Origin of the sequence: Spirulina subsalsa CS-330, assembly GCF_028330765.1 — a bacterium.
GTDB lineage: Bacteria > Cyanobacteriota > Cyanobacteriia > Cyanobacteriales > Spirulinaceae > Spirulina > Spirulina subsalsa_A.
Genome location: NZ_JAQMTY010000172.1, coordinates 23,570 through 44,816 on the forward strand (window position 1 = coordinate 23,570; position 21,247 = coordinate 44,816).

At 53.6% G+C, this 21,247-nt stretch carries 20 protein-coding genes and 1 tRNA gene; 9 read left to right on the forward strand and 12 right to left on the reverse strand.

Annotated elements, in window-relative coordinates; all coding sequences use genetic code 11:
* Window positions 1–79: 79 nt before the first annotated feature.
* Together PN477_RS11925 and PN477_RS11930 are read right to left on the reverse strand one after the other, a co-directional pair.
* The gene (locus PN477_RS11925; protein ID WP_272121078.1) at window positions 80–715 is read right to left on the reverse strand and encodes a peroxiredoxin; all 636 of its coding nucleotides are present in this window, start codon (window positions 713–715) and stop codon (window positions 80–82) included.
* 151 nt (window positions 716–866) lie between these two features.
* Complete coding sequence (locus PN477_RS11930) at window positions 867–1,574, reverse strand: bifunctional 4-hydroxy-2-oxoglutarate aldolase/2-dehydro-3-deoxy-phosphogluconate aldolase (RefSeq protein ID WP_272121080.1); 708 nt, start codon at window positions 1,572–1,574, stop codon at window positions 867–869.
* 12 nt (window positions 1,575–1,586) lie between these two features.
* Here PN477_RS11930 and PN477_RS11935 point away from each other — a divergent pair, with 12 nt between their 5' ends.
* Window positions 1,587–2,348 carry a TIGR04283 family arsenosugar biosynthesis glycosyltransferase gene (locus PN477_RS11935; RefSeq protein ID WP_272121082.1) on the forward strand — a complete coding sequence of 254 codons (762 nt, stop codon included), beginning with the start codon at window positions 1,587–1,589 and terminating at the stop codon, window positions 2,346–2,348.
* Window positions 2,349–2,363: 15 nt separating this feature from the next.
* Here the strand turns inward: PN477_RS11935 and PN477_RS11940 are convergent, their stop codons facing one another.
* Both PN477_RS11940 and clpS read right to left on the reverse strand, forming a co-directional pair.
* The gene (locus PN477_RS11940; RefSeq protein WP_272121085.1) at window positions 2,364–2,657 is read right to left on the reverse strand and encodes a DUF2103 domain-containing protein; all 294 of its coding nucleotides are present in this window, start codon (window positions 2,655–2,657) and stop codon (window positions 2,364–2,366) included.
* Window positions 2,657–2,977 (reverse strand): ATP-dependent Clp protease adapter ClpS, encoded by a 321-nt coding sequence (gene clpS, locus PN477_RS11945; protein ID WP_072621800.1) that lies wholly within the window; start codon window positions 2,975–2,977, stop codon window positions 2,657–2,659. Before clpS ends, PN477_RS11940 begins: the two co-directional genes overlap by 1 nt.
* Before the next feature lie 260 nt (window positions 2,978–3,237).
* On the opposite strand from clpS, the gene PN477_RS11950 reads away from it, so the two are divergent.
* Window positions 3,238–6,666, forward strand: a complete 3,429-nt coding sequence (locus PN477_RS11950; protein WP_272147305.1) for an adenylate/guanylate cyclase domain-containing protein — start codon at window positions 3,238–3,240, stop codon at window positions 6,664–6,666.
* A gap of 53 nt (window positions 6,667–6,719) precedes the next feature.
* Here the strand turns inward: PN477_RS11950 and PN477_RS11955 are convergent.
* A tRNA-Thr gene (locus PN477_RS11955) sits at window positions 6,720–6,792 on the reverse strand.
* 99 nt (window positions 6,793–6,891) lie between these two features.
* Here PN477_RS11955 and PN477_RS11960 point away from each other — a divergent pair.
* Both PN477_RS11960 and PN477_RS11965 read left to right on the forward strand, forming a co-directional pair.
* Window positions 6,892–7,182, forward strand: coding sequence for a DUF3493 domain-containing protein (locus PN477_RS11960; RefSeq protein ID WP_272121088.1), 291 nt, complete (start codon window positions 6,892–6,894; stop codon window positions 7,180–7,182).
* Window positions 7,183–7,218: 36 nt separating this feature from the next.
* Entirely contained in the window at window positions 7,219–8,040 is an 822-nt protein-coding gene (locus tag PN477_RS11965) for an FHA domain-containing protein (RefSeq protein ID WP_272121090.1), read from the forward strand.
* 43 nt (window positions 8,041–8,083) lie between these two features.
* On the opposite strand, the gene recA is transcribed toward PN477_RS11965, so the two are convergent.
* The 6 genes from recA to grpE all read right to left on the reverse strand — a co-directional run bounded on the left by recA (window position 8,084) and on the right by grpE (window position 14,772).
* Window positions 8,084–9,181 carry a recombinase RecA gene (recA, locus tag PN477_RS11970; RefSeq protein ID WP_272121093.1) on the reverse strand — a complete coding sequence of 366 codons (1,098 nt, stop codon included), beginning with the start codon at window positions 9,179–9,181 and terminating at the stop codon, window positions 8,084–8,086.
* A gap of 98 nt (window positions 9,182–9,279) precedes the next feature.
* A complete protein-coding gene (gene rsgA / locus PN477_RS11975; protein ID WP_272121095.1) occupies window positions 9,280–10,347 on the reverse strand; it encodes a small ribosomal subunit biogenesis GTPase RsgA in 1,068 nt (355 codons plus the stop codon).
* Entirely contained in the window at window positions 10,337–10,600 is a 264-nt protein-coding gene (locus PN477_RS11980; RefSeq protein ID WP_272121098.1) for a sulfurtransferase TusA family protein, read from the reverse strand. Before PN477_RS11980 ends, rsgA begins: the two co-directional genes overlap by 11 nt.
* A gap of 12 nt (window positions 10,601–10,612) precedes the next feature.
* On the reverse strand, window positions 10,613–11,752 hold the full coding sequence (dnaJ, locus tag PN477_RS11985) for a molecular chaperone DnaJ (RefSeq protein ID WP_272121101.1): 1,140 nt from the start codon (window positions 11,750–11,752) through the stop codon (window positions 10,613–10,615).
* 75 nt (window positions 11,753–11,827) lie between these two features.
* Window positions 11,828–13,840 carry a molecular chaperone DnaK gene (gene dnaK / locus PN477_RS11990; RefSeq protein ID WP_272147306.1) on the reverse strand — a complete coding sequence of 671 codons (2,013 nt, stop codon included), beginning with the start codon at window positions 13,838–13,840 and terminating at the stop codon, window positions 11,828–11,830.
* A gap of 173 nt (window positions 13,841–14,013) precedes the next feature.
* Window positions 14,014–14,772, reverse strand: coding sequence for a nucleotide exchange factor GrpE (gene grpE / locus PN477_RS11995; RefSeq protein WP_272121283.1), 759 nt, complete (start codon window positions 14,770–14,772; stop codon window positions 14,014–14,016).
* Between the two features lie 391 nt (window positions 14,773–15,163).
* Between grpE and PN477_RS12000 the strand changes: the two genes are divergently transcribed.
* From PN477_RS12000 to PN477_RS12020, 5 genes are all read left to right on the forward strand, one after another.
* Window positions 15,164–17,149, forward strand: coding sequence for a GspE/PulE family protein (locus PN477_RS12000; protein WP_272121285.1), 1,986 nt, complete (start codon window positions 15,164–15,166; stop codon window positions 17,147–17,149).
* 89 nt (window positions 17,150–17,238) lie between these two features.
* Window positions 17,239–18,315 (forward strand): type IV pilus twitching motility protein PilT, encoded by a 1,077-nt coding sequence (locus tag PN477_RS12005; RefSeq protein ID WP_272121288.1) that lies wholly within the window; start codon window positions 17,239–17,241, stop codon window positions 18,313–18,315.
* Between the two features lie 67 nt (window positions 18,316–18,382).
* The gene (locus PN477_RS12010) at window positions 18,383–19,612 is read left to right on the forward strand and encodes a type II secretion system F family protein (protein WP_272121289.1); all 1,230 of its coding nucleotides are present in this window, start codon (window positions 18,383–18,385) and stop codon (window positions 19,610–19,612) included.
* A 15-nt stretch (window positions 19,613–19,627) separates the two neighbouring features.
* Window positions 19,628–20,221 carry a hypothetical protein gene (locus PN477_RS12015; protein WP_272121291.1) on the forward strand — a complete coding sequence of 198 codons (594 nt, stop codon included), beginning with the start codon at window positions 19,628–19,630 and terminating at the stop codon, window positions 20,219–20,221.
* A gap of 221 nt (window positions 20,222–20,442) precedes the next feature.
* Complete coding sequence (locus PN477_RS12020; RefSeq protein WP_272121294.1) at window positions 20,443–20,931, forward strand: HugZ family pyridoxamine 5'-phosphate oxidase; 489 nt, start codon at window positions 20,443–20,445, stop codon at window positions 20,929–20,931.
* Between the two features lie 8 nt (window positions 20,932–20,939).
* Here the strand turns inward: PN477_RS12020 and psb35 are convergent, their stop codons facing one another.
* Window positions 20,940–21,140: a photosystem II assembly protein Psb35 gene (gene psb35 / locus PN477_RS12025; RefSeq protein WP_417158799.1), complete on the reverse strand. Its 201-nt coding sequence runs from the start codon at window positions 21,138–21,140 to the stop codon at window positions 20,940–20,942.
* Window positions 21,141–21,247 lie beyond the last annotated feature (107 nt).

Sequence of the window (21,247 nt, forward strand, 5' to 3'; positions counted from 1 at the left end):
AGACAGTCCCAGACCCAAAAAAGCAAGGGATTTTCAGCCCTTGCTTTTTTCGGATCAATTCAGGGTGTGAGGCCGTGAATTATTTGTTGGGCTGAGGGGTCATCCGCAGGTAGGGCTTCACTTCTGTTACCCCTTTCGGGAATTTTTGCTTCGCTTCTTCGGTGGGGATGGTGGGCACAACCACACAATCATCGCCATCCGTCCAGTTCACTGGCGTGGCAACTTGATAGTTGTCGGTGAGTTGGAGCGCATCGATAACGCGGATGATTTCATCAAAATTGCGTCCGGTGGCCGGGGGATAGGTGATCGTCAGGCGGAGTTTTTTCTGAGGATCAATCACAAAGACAGAGCGCACGGTTAAAGAGGCGTTGGCATTGGGGTGAATCATGCCGTAGAGGGTGGACACTGTTTTGTCCACGTCGGCCAAGATGGGATAGTTAACGGTGGTGTTCTGCGTTTCGTTGATGTCGCAGATCCAGCCTTTGTGAGATTCGGCATCATCGACGCTGAGGGCGATGACTTTAACGTTGCGGGCTTCAAAGTCTGCTTTGCGACGCGAGACTTCACCGAGTTCGGTGGTGCAAACGGGGGTGTAGTCGGCGGGGTGTGAGAAGAGAACTACCCAACTGTCGCCAGCCCAGGAATGAAAGGAAATTTCTCCTTCTGAGGAGTCCTGAGTAAAATCGGGTACGGTATCACCAAGTTGTAAGGTCATTAGAGCATCATCTCCTGAACAGCTTCAATCACAAATCTGTGATTTTGCTATCTTGCCATAAATCCCCAGTATTCCGATCGGTTTTTAGTGATTTATCACAATTGGCAACAATGCTTAACGGAATGATTCCATGGCACGGTGGCGCGATCGCTTAGGGACTGAGGTTTTCAGCGTTTTGATGCTGCCATTGTGTGAGGAGCGATCGCAGCTTTTGGGCCCGCTTCGTAATGGCGGGCCAATCCTGGGCATTGAGGGCCACTTTGGGAAATAAATCCCCCGCGAGACCGACAGCGATCGCCCCAGCCGCGAGAAAATCCGTCAGATTCGCCAAGGTTACGCCCCCGGTGGGAATCAGTAACGGCTCACAAACCGGGGTGCGAATGGCGCGTAAATAGTCCACGCCGCCCACCGCCTGCACCGGAAACACCTTGACGCAGGCCGCCCCCCATTGCCAGGCTTGGAGAATTTCCGTCGGGGTGAGCGCACCGGGAATGATCGGCAGGTCGAGGCTGTGGGCTTGGTGAATCAGACGGGGATCGGTGTGGGGGCAGAAGACGAATTCAGCCCCGGCACAGTGGGCGGTGTGGAGATGTTCCGGGGTGAGAATCGTGCCCGTGCCAATGCAACAGTGGGGAAACGCCTGGCGGAGGTGGGTAATTAGCTCGGCGGCGCGATCGCTCTGCCAGGTAATTTCCACCATGCCCACGCCTCCCGCGATCACCGCTTCGGCCATGGCGATCCCGATTTGATAGTCTGGGGCGCGAATCACCGCGATCGCTCGCTCATCCCGGAGGCGATCGCGCCACCGCACCACCGCCGCTGACGGCTCAATCCCCACCGAGTCAAAATCAATACCCATTGTCTAAAATTCGTGAAGTGTACGGCAGGTGGATCAGCGGGATCGCCCCCCTCGGACGCATCCGGCGTGAACGCCTGCGATCAGCCGCAACAGGCCATGATCTCTATTATTATTCCTGTTTTTAACGAAGCTACGACCCTACCGTTAACCTTGCCGCCCCTAGTGGCGATGCCCAATCTAGAGGTGATTGTCGTGGATGGCGGCAGTGGCGATCGCACCGTCGCCCTCGCTCAATCCTACGGTGCAACGGTCTTCACCGCCCCCCAACCCGGCCGCGCCCCCCAAATGAACTACGGAGCCAGCCAAGCCAGCGGGGACATTTTCCTGTTTCTCCATGCCGATACCCAATTGCCGCCCGACTTTCCCCATTGGGTCGAGATGACCTTAGCCAAACCGGGGGTAATCGTCGGGGCGTTTCAATTACAGATTGCGGATGATCGCCCCGCCTTGCGGTGGGTGGAGCGGTTGGTGCAGTGGCGATCGCATTACCTCGCCCTCCCCTACGGTGATCAAGGCCTGTTTATCGCGAAATCCGATTTTGAGCAATGGGGAGGATTTCCGGATTTACCGATTATGGAAGACTTTGTCTGGGTGCGTCAGATGGGTAAACAGGGCAAAATTGCGATCGCCCCCGCCGCCGTCCATACCTCCGCCCGCCGCTGGCAACGCCTCGGCCTGCTCAAAACCACCGGCATCAACCAACTGATGATCCTCGGCTACACCTGCGGCATCAATCCCCATCGCCTCGCCCGTTGGTATCGCTCCTGGCGTTGAGTTCAATCCCTCACCCTAACGCCGTAAACAGGTTTGGATCGACGCTTCGAGGGCCGGTTGTTCCAGCGTCGTGAGGATAAACACCTCTTGCACGGTTTTGCCGTAGCGGGCGATCGCCTTAAACCCCCCCCGAATCGGCACCGAAATTCGTAACTTCAACTGCGGCGAATGACCCCGCACCCGCCCAATCACCCCCGGCGTTACCGTTTGAATCCCCTCATGGGTAATCAATCGCTCCAACACCGGAATCAGCCCCGGCACATGGGTCGAATGATTCCACACCAAGCGGCCTTTATCGGGTTTCGCCATTACGCCGCCTCAAGGGGAGCCATCGTCAGCCCCGCCCGGCTCAATTGCTGATGGTACAGTTCCGCCGGTTCCTGGGGGCCAACCCACACGATCGCCTGCCCCTCAAAATGAACCTGCTCCGTCAACTGCCACGCCTGCTCACTGGTCATCCCCGGAATATATTTCAAGAGACAACTCGCCACATGTTCAAACGTGTTGAAATCATCATTGAGGACAATCACTTTAAAATTAGGGTATGGCTTCCGAACAACTTGCCGATCTTGAACTGGCGCTTGTAGAGGCCCCGTTGTCATAGTGGCACTCGCCGTGGTGATACTCATGGGCTTACTCTGAAAAATCAACCAAAAATTAGCGTAAGAATTGTCAGATTCTGATATATGGCCTCTATTCTAATGGGAATTGGTTAAAATCACGACAGAATGGCAAGTCGGGCCCTGGGAAGCCAAGAACGGCATACTAAGAGATCATGAATTCTTGTAGATTTACGGACTAGGTTCCCAAAGGCCTGTAAACATAGAGATAGTGTCACCAGGTTTTAACGTCAATGCTGCGGATGCTATTGCGAGTTGGCTCCTATCCCTTGAAGCATCTTCCCCTGCGAGTTGTTCTGGTTTTGCCCTTTGTCCTACAGCTTTTCGCGGCAGTGGGAATTGTCGGTTATCTTTCGTTTCGGAATGGTCAGAAAGCTGTGGCTGACCTAGCCAATCAAGTCATTGATGAGCTAGGTAATCGCATTGAACAAGAAGTGATCACCGCGTTAGGTGTTCCCCATCAGATCAATCAAACCAATGCCCAATCGATTCGCTTGGGATTGCTTGATCTCAACGAAACTCGTGGTCTGGAATACCAATTTTGGCAACAACTGCAAACCTTTGACGATATCACTGCCATTTTTGTGGGCAATCCTGAGGGGGGAATTGTCCTCGCCGGCCGCAGTGAGCAGGGGTTTCCCTTTTTGCGCCTCACGGAAAACTTTAAGAAGGGGAACTATTATCGCTACAGCACCGACAGCCGCGCCAATCGTCAAGAATTACTCGAAACGAAAACCTACGATGCGAGTCAGCGTCCCTGGTTTTTAAAAGCCAGTGAGACCCGCCGAGCAGCGTGGAGCGATATTTATCTCTTTGTGTCCACCCAAACCCCTGGCATTACCGCTAGCCAACCGATTTACGATGAGGTGGGGACGTTAACAGGGGTGCTGGGGGTTGATCTGTCGTTGGATCAACTGAGTCAGTTTTTGCGGGGCTTGGACATGAGCGAGGAAAGCGAAGTGTTCATTGTGGATCGGGCGGGTAAACTGATCGCCTCCTCTACAGAGGAATCACCGTTTATCCCCAACACAGAGGAGCAGCGTCCTGCGACGACGAGTGAAATTCCCCAGATTCGTGGGGCGGCGACTTCGTTGACGGCGGAGTTTGGGAATTGGCGCAATATCGATCGCCCCCAAAAACTGCGCTTTGAGATTGCCGATACCCCCCACTTTGTGAATGTGTTGCCCCTGCGGGATGAGCATGGCTTGGATTGGTTGGTGGTGATGGTGGTGCCAGAGCAGAACTTTATGGCGCAAATTCAGCAGAGTAACCAGACGACGGTGATTTTGTGTTTGGTGGCCCTTGCGATCGCTACAGGAGTGGGAATTCTAACCGCCCGTTGGGTCACGTCTCCCATTCTGCGCCTGAGTCAATCGGCACGGCAGTTAGCCGAAGGGGAATGGACGCAGCCCACCCCGATTGAGCGCAATGACGAGCTAGGGGAGTTAGCGATCGCCTTCAACATGATGGCCAAGCAACTCCAAAGCTCCTTCAGTGTTCTGGAACGCAGCAACCGCGACCTCGAAGAACGAGTCGCCGAACGCACCGCCACCCTCGCCACCAAAGAAGCCGAACTGCGCGGCCTCTTTGAAGCCATGACCGAGCTTGTCCTCGTTTTTGACTACAACGGATGCTATAAACGCATTCCGTCCGGTAATCTTCGCCTGCTCATCCACACCAAAGACAAACTCCTAGGCCGGACTCTCCATGATATTTTCCCCGACGATCAAGCTGATTATTTTCTCACCCAAATTCGGACAGTTCTAGAAACAGGAAGGCCGGTCAGTTTTGAATATCAAATCAATCTACCCCAGGGAACCATTTGGTGTTTAGGTAATATTTCGCGTATTTCTTTAGATACCGTGGTTTGGGTTGCGCGTGACATCACAGACTACAAAAAATCCGAAGCCTCCCTCCGCCAAAGTGAATTACAAAACCGCGCCATCATTACGGCGATTCCTGACTTGATGTTTCGTGTTAATCGGAATGGAATTTACCTCGGTTTTATGCAAAGTTACGGTGTTAAAAATCTCCTGCCCAGTGATTTTGATCCCGTGGGTGAACATATCACCACATTTTTGTTGCCGGAGGTGGCTGAGCGTCATTTATACCACATTAAAAAGGCGTTAGAAAGCGGGCGCGTTCAGGTTTATGAACAACAGATTTTAATTGATGGGCAACAACAAGATGAAGAGGTGCGAGTTGTTCCCTATGGGGATGATGAAGTGTTGTTTATGATTCGTAATATCACGGAGCAAAAAGCAGCACTCCGAGAACGGGAAAAAGCAGAAATCGCCCTGCGGGAAAGTGAGGACAAAAACCGAGCCATTTTAACCGCCATTCCGGATCTGATGATTCGATTTAGTGGGGATGGGGTGTATTTAGATTATTTGGCGGCTCCGGATTTTACACCCCAGATTCATGGGGATATGGATCGTCTTGGCAAACATGTCACTGATATCTTGCCGCCGGAAACGGCTCAAGCATTTCTGACGGCCATTAATGCGGCATTGACAACGGGAACGATGCAAATTGATGAAGTATCATTTACCGTTGATCAGCAGGTCTTTCAGCAGGAAATTCGCACGGTGGTGAGTGGGGAGAATGAAGTGCTGATGATCATTCGCGATATTACGGAGCGGAAGGCGGCTAAGGAGGCATTAGAAAAGTCCTTGGCGTTGCAAAAGGCGGTGTTGGAATCGATTACGGATGCAGTGATTGCGGTGGATTATTCTGACAATATTATTGCTTATAATCAAAATTTCTTGGCGATGTGGGATGTTACTTCGGAAGTGTTGATGAGTCCGAATCAGAGCGATCGCTTAATGCCTCTGGCGCGGCAAGTGCTTGATCCGGGTGCGTTTCTGAAGCGTATCCAAGACCTCCACAATCGTCCGGCGGAGGAGTCGTTTGAGCTTTTAGAGTTTCGAGATGGCCGCGTTTTGGAGCGGTTTAGTCGGCCCCAAAAAGTGGGGGATGAAATTGTGGGGCGGGTCTGGGGCTTTCGAGATATCACCGAACGGAAGCGAGCCGAGCAACGCCTCCGGATTGAGCGGGAGCGGGCAGAGAAACTACTGCTCAATATTTTGCCGGTGGCGATCGCTGAACAACTGAAGCAGCAACCAGGTTCCCTCGCCGAACAGTTTGAAAATGTGACGATTCTCTTTGCGGATATTGTCGGGTTCACGCCCCTTTCAGCCCAGATGAAACCGATTGAGTTGGTGGAGTTCCTAAACCATATTTTTTCAACCTTTGACCAACTAACGGAGCAATTTGGCCTCGAAAAAATTAAGACGATTGGGGATGCCTATATGGTGGTGGGAGGATTACCCCAGCCCCGATCGGATCATGCTGAGGCGATCGCCAATATGGCCCTTGCCATGCAAAAGGTGATCGAAACAATCACCGCCACGAGTGGAAAGCCGTTCCAAATTCGGATCGGGATTAACAGCGGTTCTGTCGTGGCGGGGGTGATTGGGATTAAGAAATTCATCTATGATCTGTGGGGCGATGCGGTGAATGTGGCCTCACGGATGGAGTCTTTGGGCGAACCAGGTAAAATTCAAGTGACCCAGGCGGTGTATGAACGCCTTCACGATCAATTTACCTTTGATTTTCGGGGCGCGTTGCAAGTCAAGGGGAAAGGGGAAATGTCCACCTACTGGCTTGTGGGTCAGCGGGATATGAATATGACCTGACCCTAAACACCCGCCGCCCCTGGGATCGATTCCAGTGACGACGGGCGAAAAGAAGCCGATGGACGGATTTGAACCGACGGCCTTTCGATTACGAATCGAGTGCTCTACCAACTGAGCTACATCGGCAAGGCGTTTTTAAGTATAGCAGGAATCGAGGCATTGGAAAAACGATTAAACTTTAAATACGATGTCTCAAATTTATTGTTATTGGTGCGAGTAATACCTATGCCGAAGCCGCGATCGCTCAGTCCTGAAAAATATGCCCATTTACAAGCCGAAGCCAAAGCACCCTATCGAGGGTTACGGCGATTTATCTATGTTGGGTTTGGTGCTTCTGGTTTGATTGGGGCGTTTATTTTTGTGACGCAACTAGCCGCTGGGGTAGCCAAACCGGCGGCAATCCCGAACCTAGCCCTGCAATGTGGCCTTGTTGCCCTGATGGTGTGGCTCTGGCGCTACGAGAATAAAGTCGAGCAAAAACAAACCCGCTCTTCGTCTCAATCGCCCCGTTCGTAATGCTGTCCCTGCCTAGACTCCATCCCGAATGATGTTATGGAACTCGAAAATCGCCTCAACCTGTATCACGTTTTTCAAAACCTCTATGATCATCATCCTGATCTTCTCAATGAATTACTGCACCTCGAAAGCTATCCCCTCAACTCTGGGCGGACTGTTCCCCGTACCCCCTATTTGATGGGTCTGATCGATACTGAGGATGTTTATCTGCTCACTAATGTGCTCAACACCACGACCCAAAAACTGGAACAGCCGCAGTGGGTTTGGACTCTGGGTCGGGCTGAGACGAATGCCATTTGCGTACCGGATGATCATCTCTCGCGGCACCATGCGGCGATTCAATATATTGCAACCCAAGGGTTCTTTTTGCATGACCTGGAAAGCACCAACGGCACTTACCTGAACCATGAGCGGGTACAGGTTCCCCTCCGTTTAAAAGAAGGGGATCTGATTCGGATTGGGACGACTGTTTTTTCGTTTTTTCTCTGTGATCAGGCGATTACAGCAGCACCGATTCAGCCGGAGTTGGCCGGGGCACTGACGAAAACCTTGCCGCTGTCCTATTCGCCGCCGCTGGTGGAACGAGACAAGATGCGATCGCATCCCTCCGATGAACATTCTCGATCCCAAAGCAAATCCACTGATTTTTTTCTGCATCAACTGGCGGAATCGTTAAACCATGTGGCTCAACCGGTGCAGGGTCTCTCTGCCTCGGAGACGCTCAATCCCCAGCAGCGATCCAAAATTCTAGATCGCTTTTTTGAATCCCAAACTGTGGGACGGGTTCACGATCATGGAGTCCCAGCGGCGGATCTCGATGGGGACAGTCTGGGCGATGGGGGCGATCGCAACCCGTGATCGGAGCGATAAACCGAGGCGGCGATCGCCCCGATTACGGGGTTTATTCTTCTTCCCCTGAGGCGAAACTGGCGTGGTCGCCGCTGCCTTTCGCTCGCTTGCTGGTATTGCCCTTCATGGATTTGACGGCCACTTCCACCCCGGTTTGCAGCGCTACTCGCACTTGAGATTCCACCTCTTGGGCGATCGCTTCATTTTCTTCGAGATACTTCACCGCATTATCCCGACCCTGGGCAATATTTTCGCCCTTGTAGCTATACCATGCCCCTTTCCGGACAACCACATTGGTCTGTTCCGCCAAATCCATCACACAGCCCGTGCGCGAAATCCCAGAACCAAAAATAATGTCAAACTCAGCAATCCGAAACGGCGGCGCGACCTTATTTTTTGCCACCTTCACCTTGGCACGAATCCCGTATTCCCCCTCTGATCCTTTTTTCAGGGTTTGAATCCGCCGAATATCCAACCGCACCGACGCATAGAACTTGAGAGCATTCCCCCCGGTGGTCACCTCCGGCGACCCGTAGCTAATCCCGATTTTTTGCCGCAATTGGTTGAGAAAAATCACCGTTGATTCCGATTTACCAATATTCCCGGCAATCTTCCGCAGGGCTTTACTCATCAACCGCGCCTGAAGCCCCACTTGGGTATCGCCCATTTCCCCTTCAATCTCAGCGCGGGGCACGAGGGCCGCCACGGAATCAATCACAACAATATCCACCGCCGCCGATCGCACCAACTGATCAACAATTTCAAGGGCGGATTCGCCGTTATCGGGCTGGGCAACGAGGAGATTTTCAATATCCACCCCCAGGGCGGACGCATAGGCCGGGTCAAGGGCATGTTCTGCATCGACAAAGGCAGCAACGCCACCTTTTTTTTGCACTTCGGCGAGGGCGTGGAGGGCGAGGGTGGTTTTCCCTGAGCTTTCGGGGCCGTAAATTTCAATGATGCGACCCTTGGGTAAACCGCCACCGAGGGCAATATCAAGGGTTAAAGCGCCGGTGGGGATCGTTTCGACCCGCATCCGTGTCGCATCCCCCAAGCGCATAATTGCGCCTTTCCCGAAGTTACGTTCGATTTGATTGAGGACTAGGGTTAAGGCTTTGTCTTTATCGGAATTTTTAGTAATGGCGGCCATCGATACCTCAGGATATGTCTTGACAATAGGAATAGTTGGGGTTGAGTTCTAGTGTAGTCTTTAGTACAAAAGTATGCAAACCAGGCAGACGAGCGGACTTAGGTGGGTGGCAAATCCTCCCGATTCAGTTCAGTTTCCCAATCTTTTAAGGTTTGGTGGTGGTGACGGCGGGAGGTGCGGCGATATTTTTTGCTGTCGAGACGGGGTTCATAGGTGCGTTGGCCGGCGGTTTTGATTTTGACTTTGACGTAGGCTTCGCTGTCGGGCTGTTGTTGGCGAATGGTTTCAGCGGCGATCGCTTCTGCTAAAAATTTTAAATAATGCTCGTACCGTTCCCACTCGCCTCGGACACCGCAGTGCGGTTCGTTGTGGTGAATACAGTCGTTAAATTGGCAGGGATTGGCGGCCAGGCGATCGCGGATTTCGGGAAAATAGCCCGCCAATTGCTGCGCCTCACAGACCAAATCGGGTTTGTTAAAACCGGGACTATCGGCCAACAGGCCCCCGGTGGTGAGTTCAAACAGTTCCACATGGCGCGTTGTGTGGCGACCCCGTTGCAGTTTGCCCGACACCGCCGCCACTCGCACGTCCACATCGGGGATCAGAGTCCGGATCAGGCTCGATTTTCCCACCCCCGACGGCCCCGCAAAGAGGGTAACCCGGTCGGCTAGTTGGGTGGCCAGTTGGTCGAGCCCGGTTTGGTGCTCCACACTGATCACGAGGGGATCATAGCCCCAGGCTTGCAGACGAGCTTGCCAATGCTGCTGCTCGGTGCTGGGAACCAGATCGCATTTGTTGAGACAAATTTGGGTTGCGATGCCGGTGGCTTCGGCTTGGATCAGGAAGCGGCTCAGTTGCCAGGGGTCGAGGGCGGGTTGGGCGATCGCAAACACCAAAAGAATCTGATCCGCATTGGCAATCGGAGGGCGATCGAGGCAAGTGCGACGGGGCAAAATCTCACAAATCACTCCCTGGGCATCGGTGAAGTCGGGGTCTTCGATCTGGACGCGATCGCCCACCATCACCCGCTGTCCTAATTTTTTGAGGCGCGATCGGCGCGTACAGAGGAGGGTGGCGGGGGTCGCCCCCTCTAGCCGCACCTGATAAAAATTGGCCTGCTTCGCCACGACCATCCCCGCCCAACGCAGCGACGGGTCAGTGGTCATCGGCATCCACCGCACGCAACACCCGAACCGCAAAGAAGCCATCACGCTCTTCGACGGTTTCGAGGGTATAGCCTGACATCACTAAACTATCGGGAACCTGTTCAATCGGTTCCCCCGGATCGAGCCACACTTCAAGGACTTCACCCGCGGCCATCTGTTCGAGACGGAGTTTCGTCCGCACAAAATTCAGCGGGCAGGGCGTACCACGTAAATCTAAGGGCGCGGCCAACGGTTGGTTAGGGTTCGGAGTCATGCGATCGCCCCCCTAACCCCGGAACATCTTGCCGAGGAACCCTTCAAGTCCCCCCTCCTTTTCCGTCGCATCACCGCGCAACTTCGCCAACTGCATCAACAATTCCCGCTCTTCAACAGAAACCTTCGTGGGAATCGCAATCTTGATCGTAATCAAATGATCACCGCGACTCACCGGATTGCCCAACTGGGGCACGCCGCGATCGTCGAGCTTCAGCACCGTATTCGGCTGCGTCCCCGCCGGAATCGTTAATTCCACATCGCCATCCACCGTTTGCACCGGAATCCGACAGCCGAGAATCGCCTGTAAATAGCTCACCTGTAACTCCGACAGGATATTAATCCCATCCCGCTTAAATTCGGCATCCTCCTCGACAAACAAATACACGTAGAGATCGCCCGGCGTACCGCCCCGCACCCCGGCATCCCCTTCACGGGCAACCCGGAGGCGCGTGCCATTATCGACCCCTTGGGGAATCGTGATTTTGAGTTTCTTCGTCTCTTGCTTCCGGCCCGCGCCGCCACAGGTTTCACACTTCTCCTCAATCACATGGCCCTCACCATTACAGCTTGGGCACACCGACACCTGCGCAAAACTGCCAAAGGGGGTACGAGTGGCGCGGCGCACCTGCCCCGTCCCATTACAGGTTCCACAGGTTTTGACCCCTGTACCCGCCTTGGCCCCAGAACCATTACAGGTCTTACAGCTTTCTTGGTGGGGAATCCGAATCTCTTTCTCGCCCCCAAAAATTGCTTCTCGGAATTGCAGTTTTAGATCTAAGCGCAGATCATCGCCCCGCACCGGGCCACGGCGGCGGGCTTGGGTTCCCCCCGCTGCACCGCCGCCCCCACCGAAGCCACTGAAAATCGTCTCGAAGATATCGGCAAACCCACCCATATCGCCAAAATCGGAGTAGCCCCCCGCCCCGCCGGATGAGACCCCGGCTTCTCCGAAGCGATCGTAGCGCGCCCGGACTTCCGGATCGGACAGCACTTCATGGGCGCGGTTGACTTCTTTAAACTTATCTTCGGCTCCGGGTTCCTTATTCACATCCGGATGATATTTTCGAGCTAGCCGACGATAGGCTCGCTTGATCTCATCTTGATTTGCATCACGGGAAATCCCAAGAGTCTGATAGTAATCGCCTGCCATAGGGTACGGATCCGTCGGGTGAATGAGTAAAAAACGCTACATAAAACTTTAACAAATTAGCGGCCCCACTGCCCCCTAATCCACGGGTTCATAATCTGCCGCTAAGGTGGCATCATCATCATCAAACTCGAAGCGAAATTCATCGTCGTCGCTGGCTTCAACCTCTTCTTCTGCGATGATTTGCGTGGGTTGTTCGCTAGGCTCGACGGGGTCCACGGTTGTGGGGGCTTCGGCGGGTACATCATCAACGGTTTCAAATTCAGCACTCACGCCTTGATTAGCCCGGTTATATAGATCCGTCCCCACAGCTAACACCGCTTGTTTAAACTCCTCAAGGCGTGTTTTCACCACTTCAACGGTGGACTTTGGATCTTTAAACGCTAGGGCTAGGGCTTCTCGCTTGGCTTCCGCTTGCTGTTTGAGGTCTTCGCGAATCAGGTCGCTGTTGTCTTTGAGGGTTGTTTCGTGGGTGTAGGTGATGCTGTCGGCCTGGTTCTGGAGTTCGACGAGTTCCATGCGCCGTCGGTCTTGTTCGGCATATTGCTCGGCTTCGCTGCGCATGCGTTCCACTTCGGCAGAACTGAGGCCGCCGGTGTTGGTGATTCGCACGCTTTGCTCTTTGCCGGTGGCTTTATCTTGGGCGGAAACGCGCAAGATGCCGTTGACATCGATTTCAAAGGTGACTTCGATTTGGGGCACGCCACGGGGTGCGGGCAGAATCCCGGTGAGCAAAAATTTACCCAGACTTTTGTTATCCCGTGCCATGGCTCGTTCCCCTTGGAGAACGTGAATTTCGACGGAGGTTTGGCCATCGATGGCGGTGGAGAAGACTTGGGATTTGCTGGTGGGGATGGTGGTGTTGCGCTCGATGATTTTGGTGAAGACTTCGCCAAGGGTTTCAATCCCCAAGGAAAGCGGGGTGACATCGAGGAGGAGGAGGTCTTCGACTTCGCCGCCGAGGACACCGCCTTGGATGGCTGCACCGAGGGCGACGGCTTCGTCGGGGTTGACGGAGCGATCGGGTTCTTTGCCGCCAAAGTATTGTTTGATGGCGTTGCCGACGGCGGGAATGCGGGTGGAGCCGCCAACCATGAGGATGCGATCGATGTGGTTGGTGGTGAGGTCGCAGTCTTTGAGGGCTTGCTTGACGGGCAGGATCGTGCCTTTGATCAGTTCATTGGCCAGTTCTTCAAATTTAGAGCGGGAGAGATCACATTCGAGGTGTTTGGGGCCGGTTTCATCGGCGGTGATGAAGGGGAGGTTAATGGAGGTGTTGCCGACGGTGGATAGCTCGATTTTGGCTTTTTCGGCAGCTTCCCGGAGGCGTTGGAGGGCCATTTTGTCGCCCCGGAGGTTAATGCCTGCGCTGGCTTGAAATTCGTTGGCCATCCATTGAACGATGACATTGTCGAAGTCGTCACCACCGAGGTGGTTGTTGCCGGAGGTGGCTTTGACTTCAAAGACACCGTCGCCGAGTTGGAGGACGGACACATCAAACGTACCGCCGCCGAGGTCAAAGACGAGGATATGTTGGTCTTGGTCTTGTTTGTCGAGGCCGTAGGCGAGGGCGGCGGCGGTGGGTTCGTTGATGATCCGCATCACGTCAAGGCCGGCGATGGTGCCGGAGTCTTTGGTGGCTTGGCGCTGAGCATCGGTGAAGTAGGCGGGGACGGTGATCACGGCTTGGGTGACGGTTTCACCGAGGAATTGTTCGGCATCGGCTTTGAGCTTTTGCAGAATCATGGCGGAAATTTCTTGGGGGGTGTAGCTTTTGCCCCGAATTTCCACGTCTACGGTGCTGTCCCGGCCTTGGACACAGATGTAGGGGACGCGCGATCGCTCCTCCGACGTGTCATCCCAACGCCGACCGATAAACCGCTTAATACTGTAAATCGTATTTTCGGCGTTGGTCACAGCTTGCCGCTTGGCTAACTGCCCCACTAAGCGTTCGCCGGACTTGTCAAAGCCGACCATGCTAGGAGTGGTTCGCCCTCCCTCTGTGCTCTGGATGACGATGGGCTTACCGCCTTCGAGTACCGCCACACAACTATTCGTTGTGCCGAGGTCAATACCAATAACTTTTCCCATGACACTTGGGCAGTAGAAGTGTGCAAGATGCTAAATCAAGAAGTCATTCCGCAACAGTGGCTTGATTCTTTATGTTGATTTTAATGGGAATCCGCTTCTGTGCAAGTGTTTTTTGCACGGAGAGGATTCTAGACGGTGGAATGAGTGGTGTGAACCACTTGATGGGCGGTGACTTATTCGGGTTCTGCGTCGCCGTCGTTGGCGATCGCCTCTGCCTCGACCATTCCAGGTTCCGGGGGAGCCGCAACCTTGACCATAGCATGGCGCAAGACCCGGTCATGGAGGAGATAGCCCCGCACCAGTTGCTCCATCACCGCCCCTTCGGCATATTCATTCGTCGGCTGTCGCATCATCGCTTCGTGGAAATTCGGGTCAAACTCTTGCCCTTCGGGCCGCATCGGTGCCACACCGAGCCGCTTCAAGATATCCACCAAATTTTTGTAAACACTCTGGTAGCTCTTATGGATCGTGGCTTCCCCTTCGGTGACGGCTTTGATATGCGATCGCGCCCGCTCAAAATTATCCACCACCGGCAACAACTCCGCCAGGGTCGTCCGCTTCGCCATATACTCCAGATCCTCTTTTTCCTTCTGGGTGCGCTTCCGGAAATTATCAAAATCCGCCGCAATTCTCAACGCCTGCGTCTTATGGGATTCCAATTGCTGCGCCTGTTGGGCAAGCTGACGGCGTAACGATTCGAGTTCAAACTGCATCGCTTCCACCGCCTGCACCTGATCACTCGACAACGCCGGCTCCGTTGCCACAGCATCATCGCTCGGTTCTGTCGCCGCCGACTCTAACTCATCAGCCACAGCATCAGCCCCCTCCGGAGGCATGGATAACTCGTCTATGGCATGATCCGCTGCAACCGTCGGATCAGCACCATCAGGGGTGTCTAGCGTCACATCAGGCTGGTTGGGGTCGTTTGTCATAGGAGGTCTCGTAAACTTAAACAAAAATCAACTTCAAGAGGCAGTCTGCCACGTTTCAACAGCCTTGAACAACCGTAGCAAAGCCACAACGCTGCAAGGTTTGCAGATCTCACTGAACCATCATACCGTTTGGCCTCTGTGCTATTCTACCGACCCTCAAGATTTTCTTGGAATTTCCCCGCGCCACAGAACCATCCTGGCCTGGAAAATACGCCAATTTCGCATTGACAAAACCCCAACATCAATGCTGAATTGACACGCAAAGAATTTACCGATCAGGGAATATCTACGGTTTAATGGAAAACAAGATAGGTGAGTTATCCTTGCGTCAACATCCAAACCTTACTCACCTCGCCCCTCGACATTCTTCATCCAGCAGCGGAACTCGGCTATGACTCAATCCTCATCGAGAATCTCCCGGCGCTCTCGGGCCCTCACTGTTCGTAATGATTTTTCTCCCTTCGGAAATAAATTAATTCAAGCGGGCTACATCGAAAGCGAACAGATGAAACAGGCGCTCACGGAAACCCGTCGTTCCGGGCGACCCCTCACAGATGTACTTGAAACGATTACCGGTCGCCAACTCACCCCAGAGTTACAACGCCAGTACAAGAAGCAGCAACTCTTTGAGCTTAAGATTCTGTACGGCGTAGATTCGATCGATCCGGAAGTGAATGCGATCGAAAATAACCAGATGGCCGAGTTGATCGAGAACCTGGTGCCGGATGATATCTGTCGTCGCCACAAACTGGTTCCGCTGCGCAAAAGTGAAGATGATCCCCCCTCAGTCCTTGTGGCGATGGTCAATCCCGACGATCTAGAAGCCCAGGATGATCTCAAGCGGGTACTGCGGGGGGTCAACCTTCAGCGGATGGTGATCACCGAACAGGACTACCAACGCCTCATTGATCAGTACCTCGATGAGCAGGTTAAAATCGCCAAAGCGAAGGACGCGGCCAAGGCCGCGGATGTCTCCGATATTGTGGGTGACCTCGATGCCCTCGGAGAAGCCCCCGATGAGCTAGAGGAAGATCTCAGCCAAGATGATATCAATGGCGCTCCCATCGTCAACTTGGTGAAGAAGATTTTGATTAAAGCCCTCCAAGATGGGGTTTCTGATATTCACGTTGAACCCCAAGAAGAAACCCTGCGAGTCCGGTTCCGGAAAGATGGGGTGTTGCAACAATCGTTCCCGCCCTTTCCAAAAAAGGTGGCGGGGGCTGTGGCCGCTCGTTTCAAAATCATGGCGGAGTTGGATATTGCCGAAAAACGGATGCCCCAGGATGGCAAAATTCGTCAGGTGTACCAAGGTCGCAAAATTGACTTCCGGGTGAGTACGCTGCCCAGTCGCTACGGGGAAAAGGTGGTGCTGCGGATTTTGGATAACGCTTCGACGCAGTTGGGGTTAGACAAGTTAATTAGTGATGAGGAGACTCTAGAGTTGGTGCGGGAGATGGCCCGCCGTCCCTTTGGCTTGATTTTGGTGACGGGGCCGACGGGGTCTGGAAAATCGACGAGTTTGTACTCGGTGCTTGCCGAACGGAATGATCCGGGGATTAATATCAGTACGGCGGAAGACCCGATTGAGTATTCCTTGCCGGGAATTACGCAGGTGCAGGTGATTCGTGAAAAGGGGATGGATTTTGCGTCGATTTTGCGATCGTTCCTGCGGCAAGATCCGGATGTGATCCTGGTGGGGGAAACGCGGGATAAGGAAACGGCGAAAACGGCGATTGAGGCGGCGCTGACGGGTCACTTGGTGTTAACGACGCTGCACACGAACGACGCGGCAGGGGCGATCGCTCGCCTCGATGAAATGGGCGTTGAACCCTTCATGGTGTCCGGGGCGCTCCTGGGTGTGTTGGCCCAACGGCTGATGCGGCGCGTCTGTAGCGAATGCCGTGTGCCCTACGAACCCAGCCGCGAAGAATTGGCCCGCTATGGGATGACCGCCGCCGCCGATGGCGAAATCACCATTTACAAAGCCAATACGATCGCGATCGAAGACCGCAAAGCCAACAAATGTTGCGAAAAATGTGGCGGCATTGGCTACAAAGGCCGGGTCGGGGTCTATGAAGTGCTCAAGATGACCGAAAACCTCCAATCCCTGATCAACGCCGGAGCCTCCACCGATCGCATCAAAGAAGTCGCCGTGGAAGAAGGGATGAAAACCCTGCTAGCCTACAGCCTCAACCTGGTCAGAGAAGGTCACACCACCCTCGAAGAAGTCGAGCGCGTCACCTTCACCGATGCCGGGTTAGAGGCTGAACTCAAGGCCAAGCGCAAGAGTGGTCTAACCTGTGTTACCTGCGCGGCTGAACTACAGCCCGAATGGGTCGATTGTCCCTACTGCATGACCCCGCGTTTTTCGGACTAAGGGATACAAAAATCCTTCAAGCTGGGCACACTCCGTTTTGAGGAGTACCCCACACTCTTAATCTAATGACTGCCTAAGGAGCATTCACTATGGAATTAATGATCGAAGATGTCCTCGAACAACTGGTTGAAATGGGCGGCTCTGATGTCCATATTCAAGCCGGTGCTCCCCTTTATTTCCGAATCAGTGGGCATCTCCAACCTGCCCTGGGAGATGAGCCTCTATCCCCCCAAGAATGCCAGAAGTTAATCTTCAGCATGCTCAACAACAAGCAACGCAAAGAGCTTGAACAAAACTGGGAGCTAGATTCATCCTACGGGGTGAAAGGACTCGCTCGATTCCGCCTCAATGTGTACAAAGAGCGCGGCTGTTGGGCTGCCTGTATGCGGGCGCTATCGTCTAAGATCCCGAACTTTGATATGTTGGGGCTGCCGGATATTGTCCGGGAAATGACGGAGCGGCCGCGGGGCATGGTGTTGGTCACGGGCCAAACGGGATCGGGCAAAACCACAACGATGGCGGCGATGCTTGACCTGATTAACCGCACCCGGTCTGAGCATATTCTGACGGTGGAAGACCCGATTGAATATGTATTCCCCAATATCAAAAGCCTCTTTCATCAACGCCAAAAAGGGGAAGATACCAAAAGTTTCTCCAATGCGTTGAAAGGGGCACTCCGCCAAGATCCCGATATTATCCTGGTGGGGGAAATGCGGGATTTAGAGACGATCGCACTCGCCGTATCAGCAGCAGAAACGGGTCACTTGGTGATGGGAACGCTGCACACCAACTCGGCGGCGGGGACGATTGACCGGCTTTTGGATGTGTTCCCTCCTGAACAACAGCCCCAAATTCGCGCCCAGATGTCGCAATCGTTGCTGGCGGTGTTTAGTCAATGTTTGGTGGCAAAGGCGAATCCGAAGCCGGGGGAATATGGACGCTGTATGGCCCAGGAAATTATGATCGTGACACCGGCGATCGCTAACTTGATCCGTGACGGCAAAACCTCAATGATCTATTCCTCGATTCAAACCGGGATGAAAATGGGGATGCAAACCATGGAGCAAGCCCTCGCCAAGTTTGTCAAAGATAAACAGGTTACATTTGAAGAAGCGGCCGGAAAATGCAGCAAGCCCGATGAATTACAGCGGCTCTTAGGGAAATAACCCCCACCCGATCGCTTCTTTTGCGTTGATTTTACCCTTGTCACTCTTGCGAGTTGGATTAACTGCCATGCCCCAGTTCACTGCTGAAGTTCAAGATTCTAAAGGCAACAAGCTGAAAGAAAAGGTCAAAGCGACCTCAGCCGAACAAGCTCGGATGATGCTCCAAAACCAATATTCCAGTATTGGCAAAATTGAGCGATCGGGCATGGGCTTTGACCTCAATGAACTGTCGGAAAAATTAACCTCCGTCACCGTCAAAGACAAAGCGGTCTTCTCACGGCAATTCGCAGTGATGATCAATGCTGGGGTGGCAATGGTGCGATCGCTAGGCATTCTGCAAGACCAATGCCCCAACCCCAAACTCAAAAAAGCCCTCACCGGCATCAGTGCTGATGTGCAAGCCGGGGTCAGCATCAGCGAAGCAATGCGGAAATATCCCGAATGCTTTGATCAACTCTATGTCGCCATGGTGGATGCCGGGGAGACTGGGGGGGTGCTGGATCAAGTCCTCGATCGCCTCGCCGTGCTGCTCGAAAACATGCAGCGCCTCACCAACCAAATCAAATCTGCCATGACCTATCCCATGGCGGTGGGCTCATTGGCGGTGATTGTCTTCTTTGCCATGACGATCTTTTTGATTCCCATTTTTGCAGGCATTTTTGAAGACCTCGGCACAACCCTACCGCTGCTCACCCAGATCATGCTGATCTTGAGTAACTTATTTATCCCAGACGCGAACGACTGGTGGTTTTGGCCCGTCTTTCTCGGCTCTATTTTTGGCATCACTACCGCCTACAAAGTCTATTACAAAACCCCCGCCGGACATTTACAAATTGATGCCTTTTTCCTCAAAGCTCCCCTCGTCGGTGACCTGAACACCAAAACCGCCGTTGCCCGCTTCTGCCGGATTTTCGGGACGCTGACCCGTTCCGGTGTCCCCATTTTGAACTGTATGGACATTGTGCGGGATGTGGCGGGGAATCAAGTGGTGGCCAATGCGATCGAACGCGCCAAATCCGAAATTCAACAGGGGGGGATGATTAGCGTTGCCCTTGAAGAAGAGGCGGTGTTTCCCCCCTTGGCGATTCAGATGATCAGTATTGGTGAAGAAACCGGGGAATTGGATTCCATGATGATGAAAGTCGCTGACTTTTATGAAGATGAAGTCGAACAGTCCGTCAAAGCCCTCACCAGTGTGATTGAGCCGATCATGATGGTGGGGGTTGCGGGCTTGGTGGGGGTGATTCTTTTATCGATGTATCTGCCGATGTTTGCGGTGTTTGATGAACTTGGCTAATTGAATGGAGTTTTTATGCCTGTGAAATCGTATTATTACGAAACCCTGCTCGCGGAATATAGTAATCGGGATGCAGCGATCGCACTCCTCAAACAGCATCGCCCGTACCTCGAAATGATTCCGAGCATGCGGCGACCCTACGACAGTGTGATTCCCCTGCCCTTGCCCATTGCTCGGATTCGCCACCCCAAACCCAATCAATCATCAATCCAATCCACCCCCAACACCGCCCGCATCCTGGACTGTGACCTGGCCATTTTGATGTGTGATCCGGAATGGAAAATCAAAATGGGGGTGGAAATTTTGGTCTTCATCCATCGTCCCCAGGAAGACTTTTCTGAACTCTTAATGCGGTGGCGCAACACCCAAATACACCTCGATAAAGACTATGAATGGGTGATGCCCCACCGCTATGAAGATGTGATCAGTGAAGGGGCAGAGCGGGTTTACCCCCTGTTTGTGGTCTTTTCCGGTACGCCCGAACGGATTCAGCGGGGGTTAGCCGGCGCATCGCTACCCTACATCATCCACACCGCACCCGATTATGCCGAGGGGGATGAGGATGCGGGGTTGATCTGGCAGGAAAATGAACTCGAACTGGAGGAATAACCCCCGGCCCCTGGTTGACTGACAAACGTTGATAGCCCTCACCCCCAACCCCTCTCCCAGAGGGCGAGGGGAGCCGATCCATTTTTCCAGTTCCCTCTCCCCTAGGGAGAGGGCTAGGGTGAGGGCTTTCCGGGATCTGGCTAATTTTGTCAGTCAACCAGCCCCGGCCCTGTGCCGGGTGATGCGTTGATCTGTGCTGTTGCTCTAATGTTGTTGTCGCGATGACCTCCCCGGATGACCCCCAAACCCTGTATCTTAATTTTCCCCACCAGTTCCAAAGCCTGGTACTCAGCACGGTGAGCGGGGCGGGGGTTCCCCATGCCAGTTATGCGCCGTTTGTGATCAATGCCGCTCGTCAGGTGTATGTGTTGATTAGTGGCCTGGCGATTCATACTCAAAACATGCTGACGACTCAACGGGCAAGTGTGATGTGGCTTGAAGATGAAGCCCAATGCCAACAAATTTTTGCCCGTCGTCGCTTGACCTATGACTGTAGGGTGACGGTGATTGAACGGGAGGCGGCGGAGTGGGAGGCGATCGCTGATCAATTTGAGGCGCGGTTTGGCGCAATGGTCAAAACCCTACGCAGTTTAGGGGATTTTCAACTGGTGTGCCTCACGCCCCAGGGCGGTCGTTTTGTGATGGGATTTGGGGCCGCCTATCGGATCAACGGTGAGGATTTAGCACATCTCTATCCTTTGCGGGGTTGAGGGGAGGATTAATCTGCGGTTTCGTCCTCTTCGTTCACTTTCGGCACAAAATCAGGGCGATCGCGCCCTTCCCAACCCGCCGGACGCTTCGAGTTATACCATGCGATCGAACCAATCCCCACCGCTGCGATAAACCCCACCACATAGACAGCGGTAAAGGCGAGGGGCAATTCCCCCAACACCACCGTAACCCCGAACATTGCTTGCATCATAATCTTTGTGAACGACGATAAACCGTAAGGGTATCTTAACAAAGCCTGTCGAACCTGCGATCGTTTCCCCGTCGCACTTCATGGCAACAAGGGGCTTAAGCCCC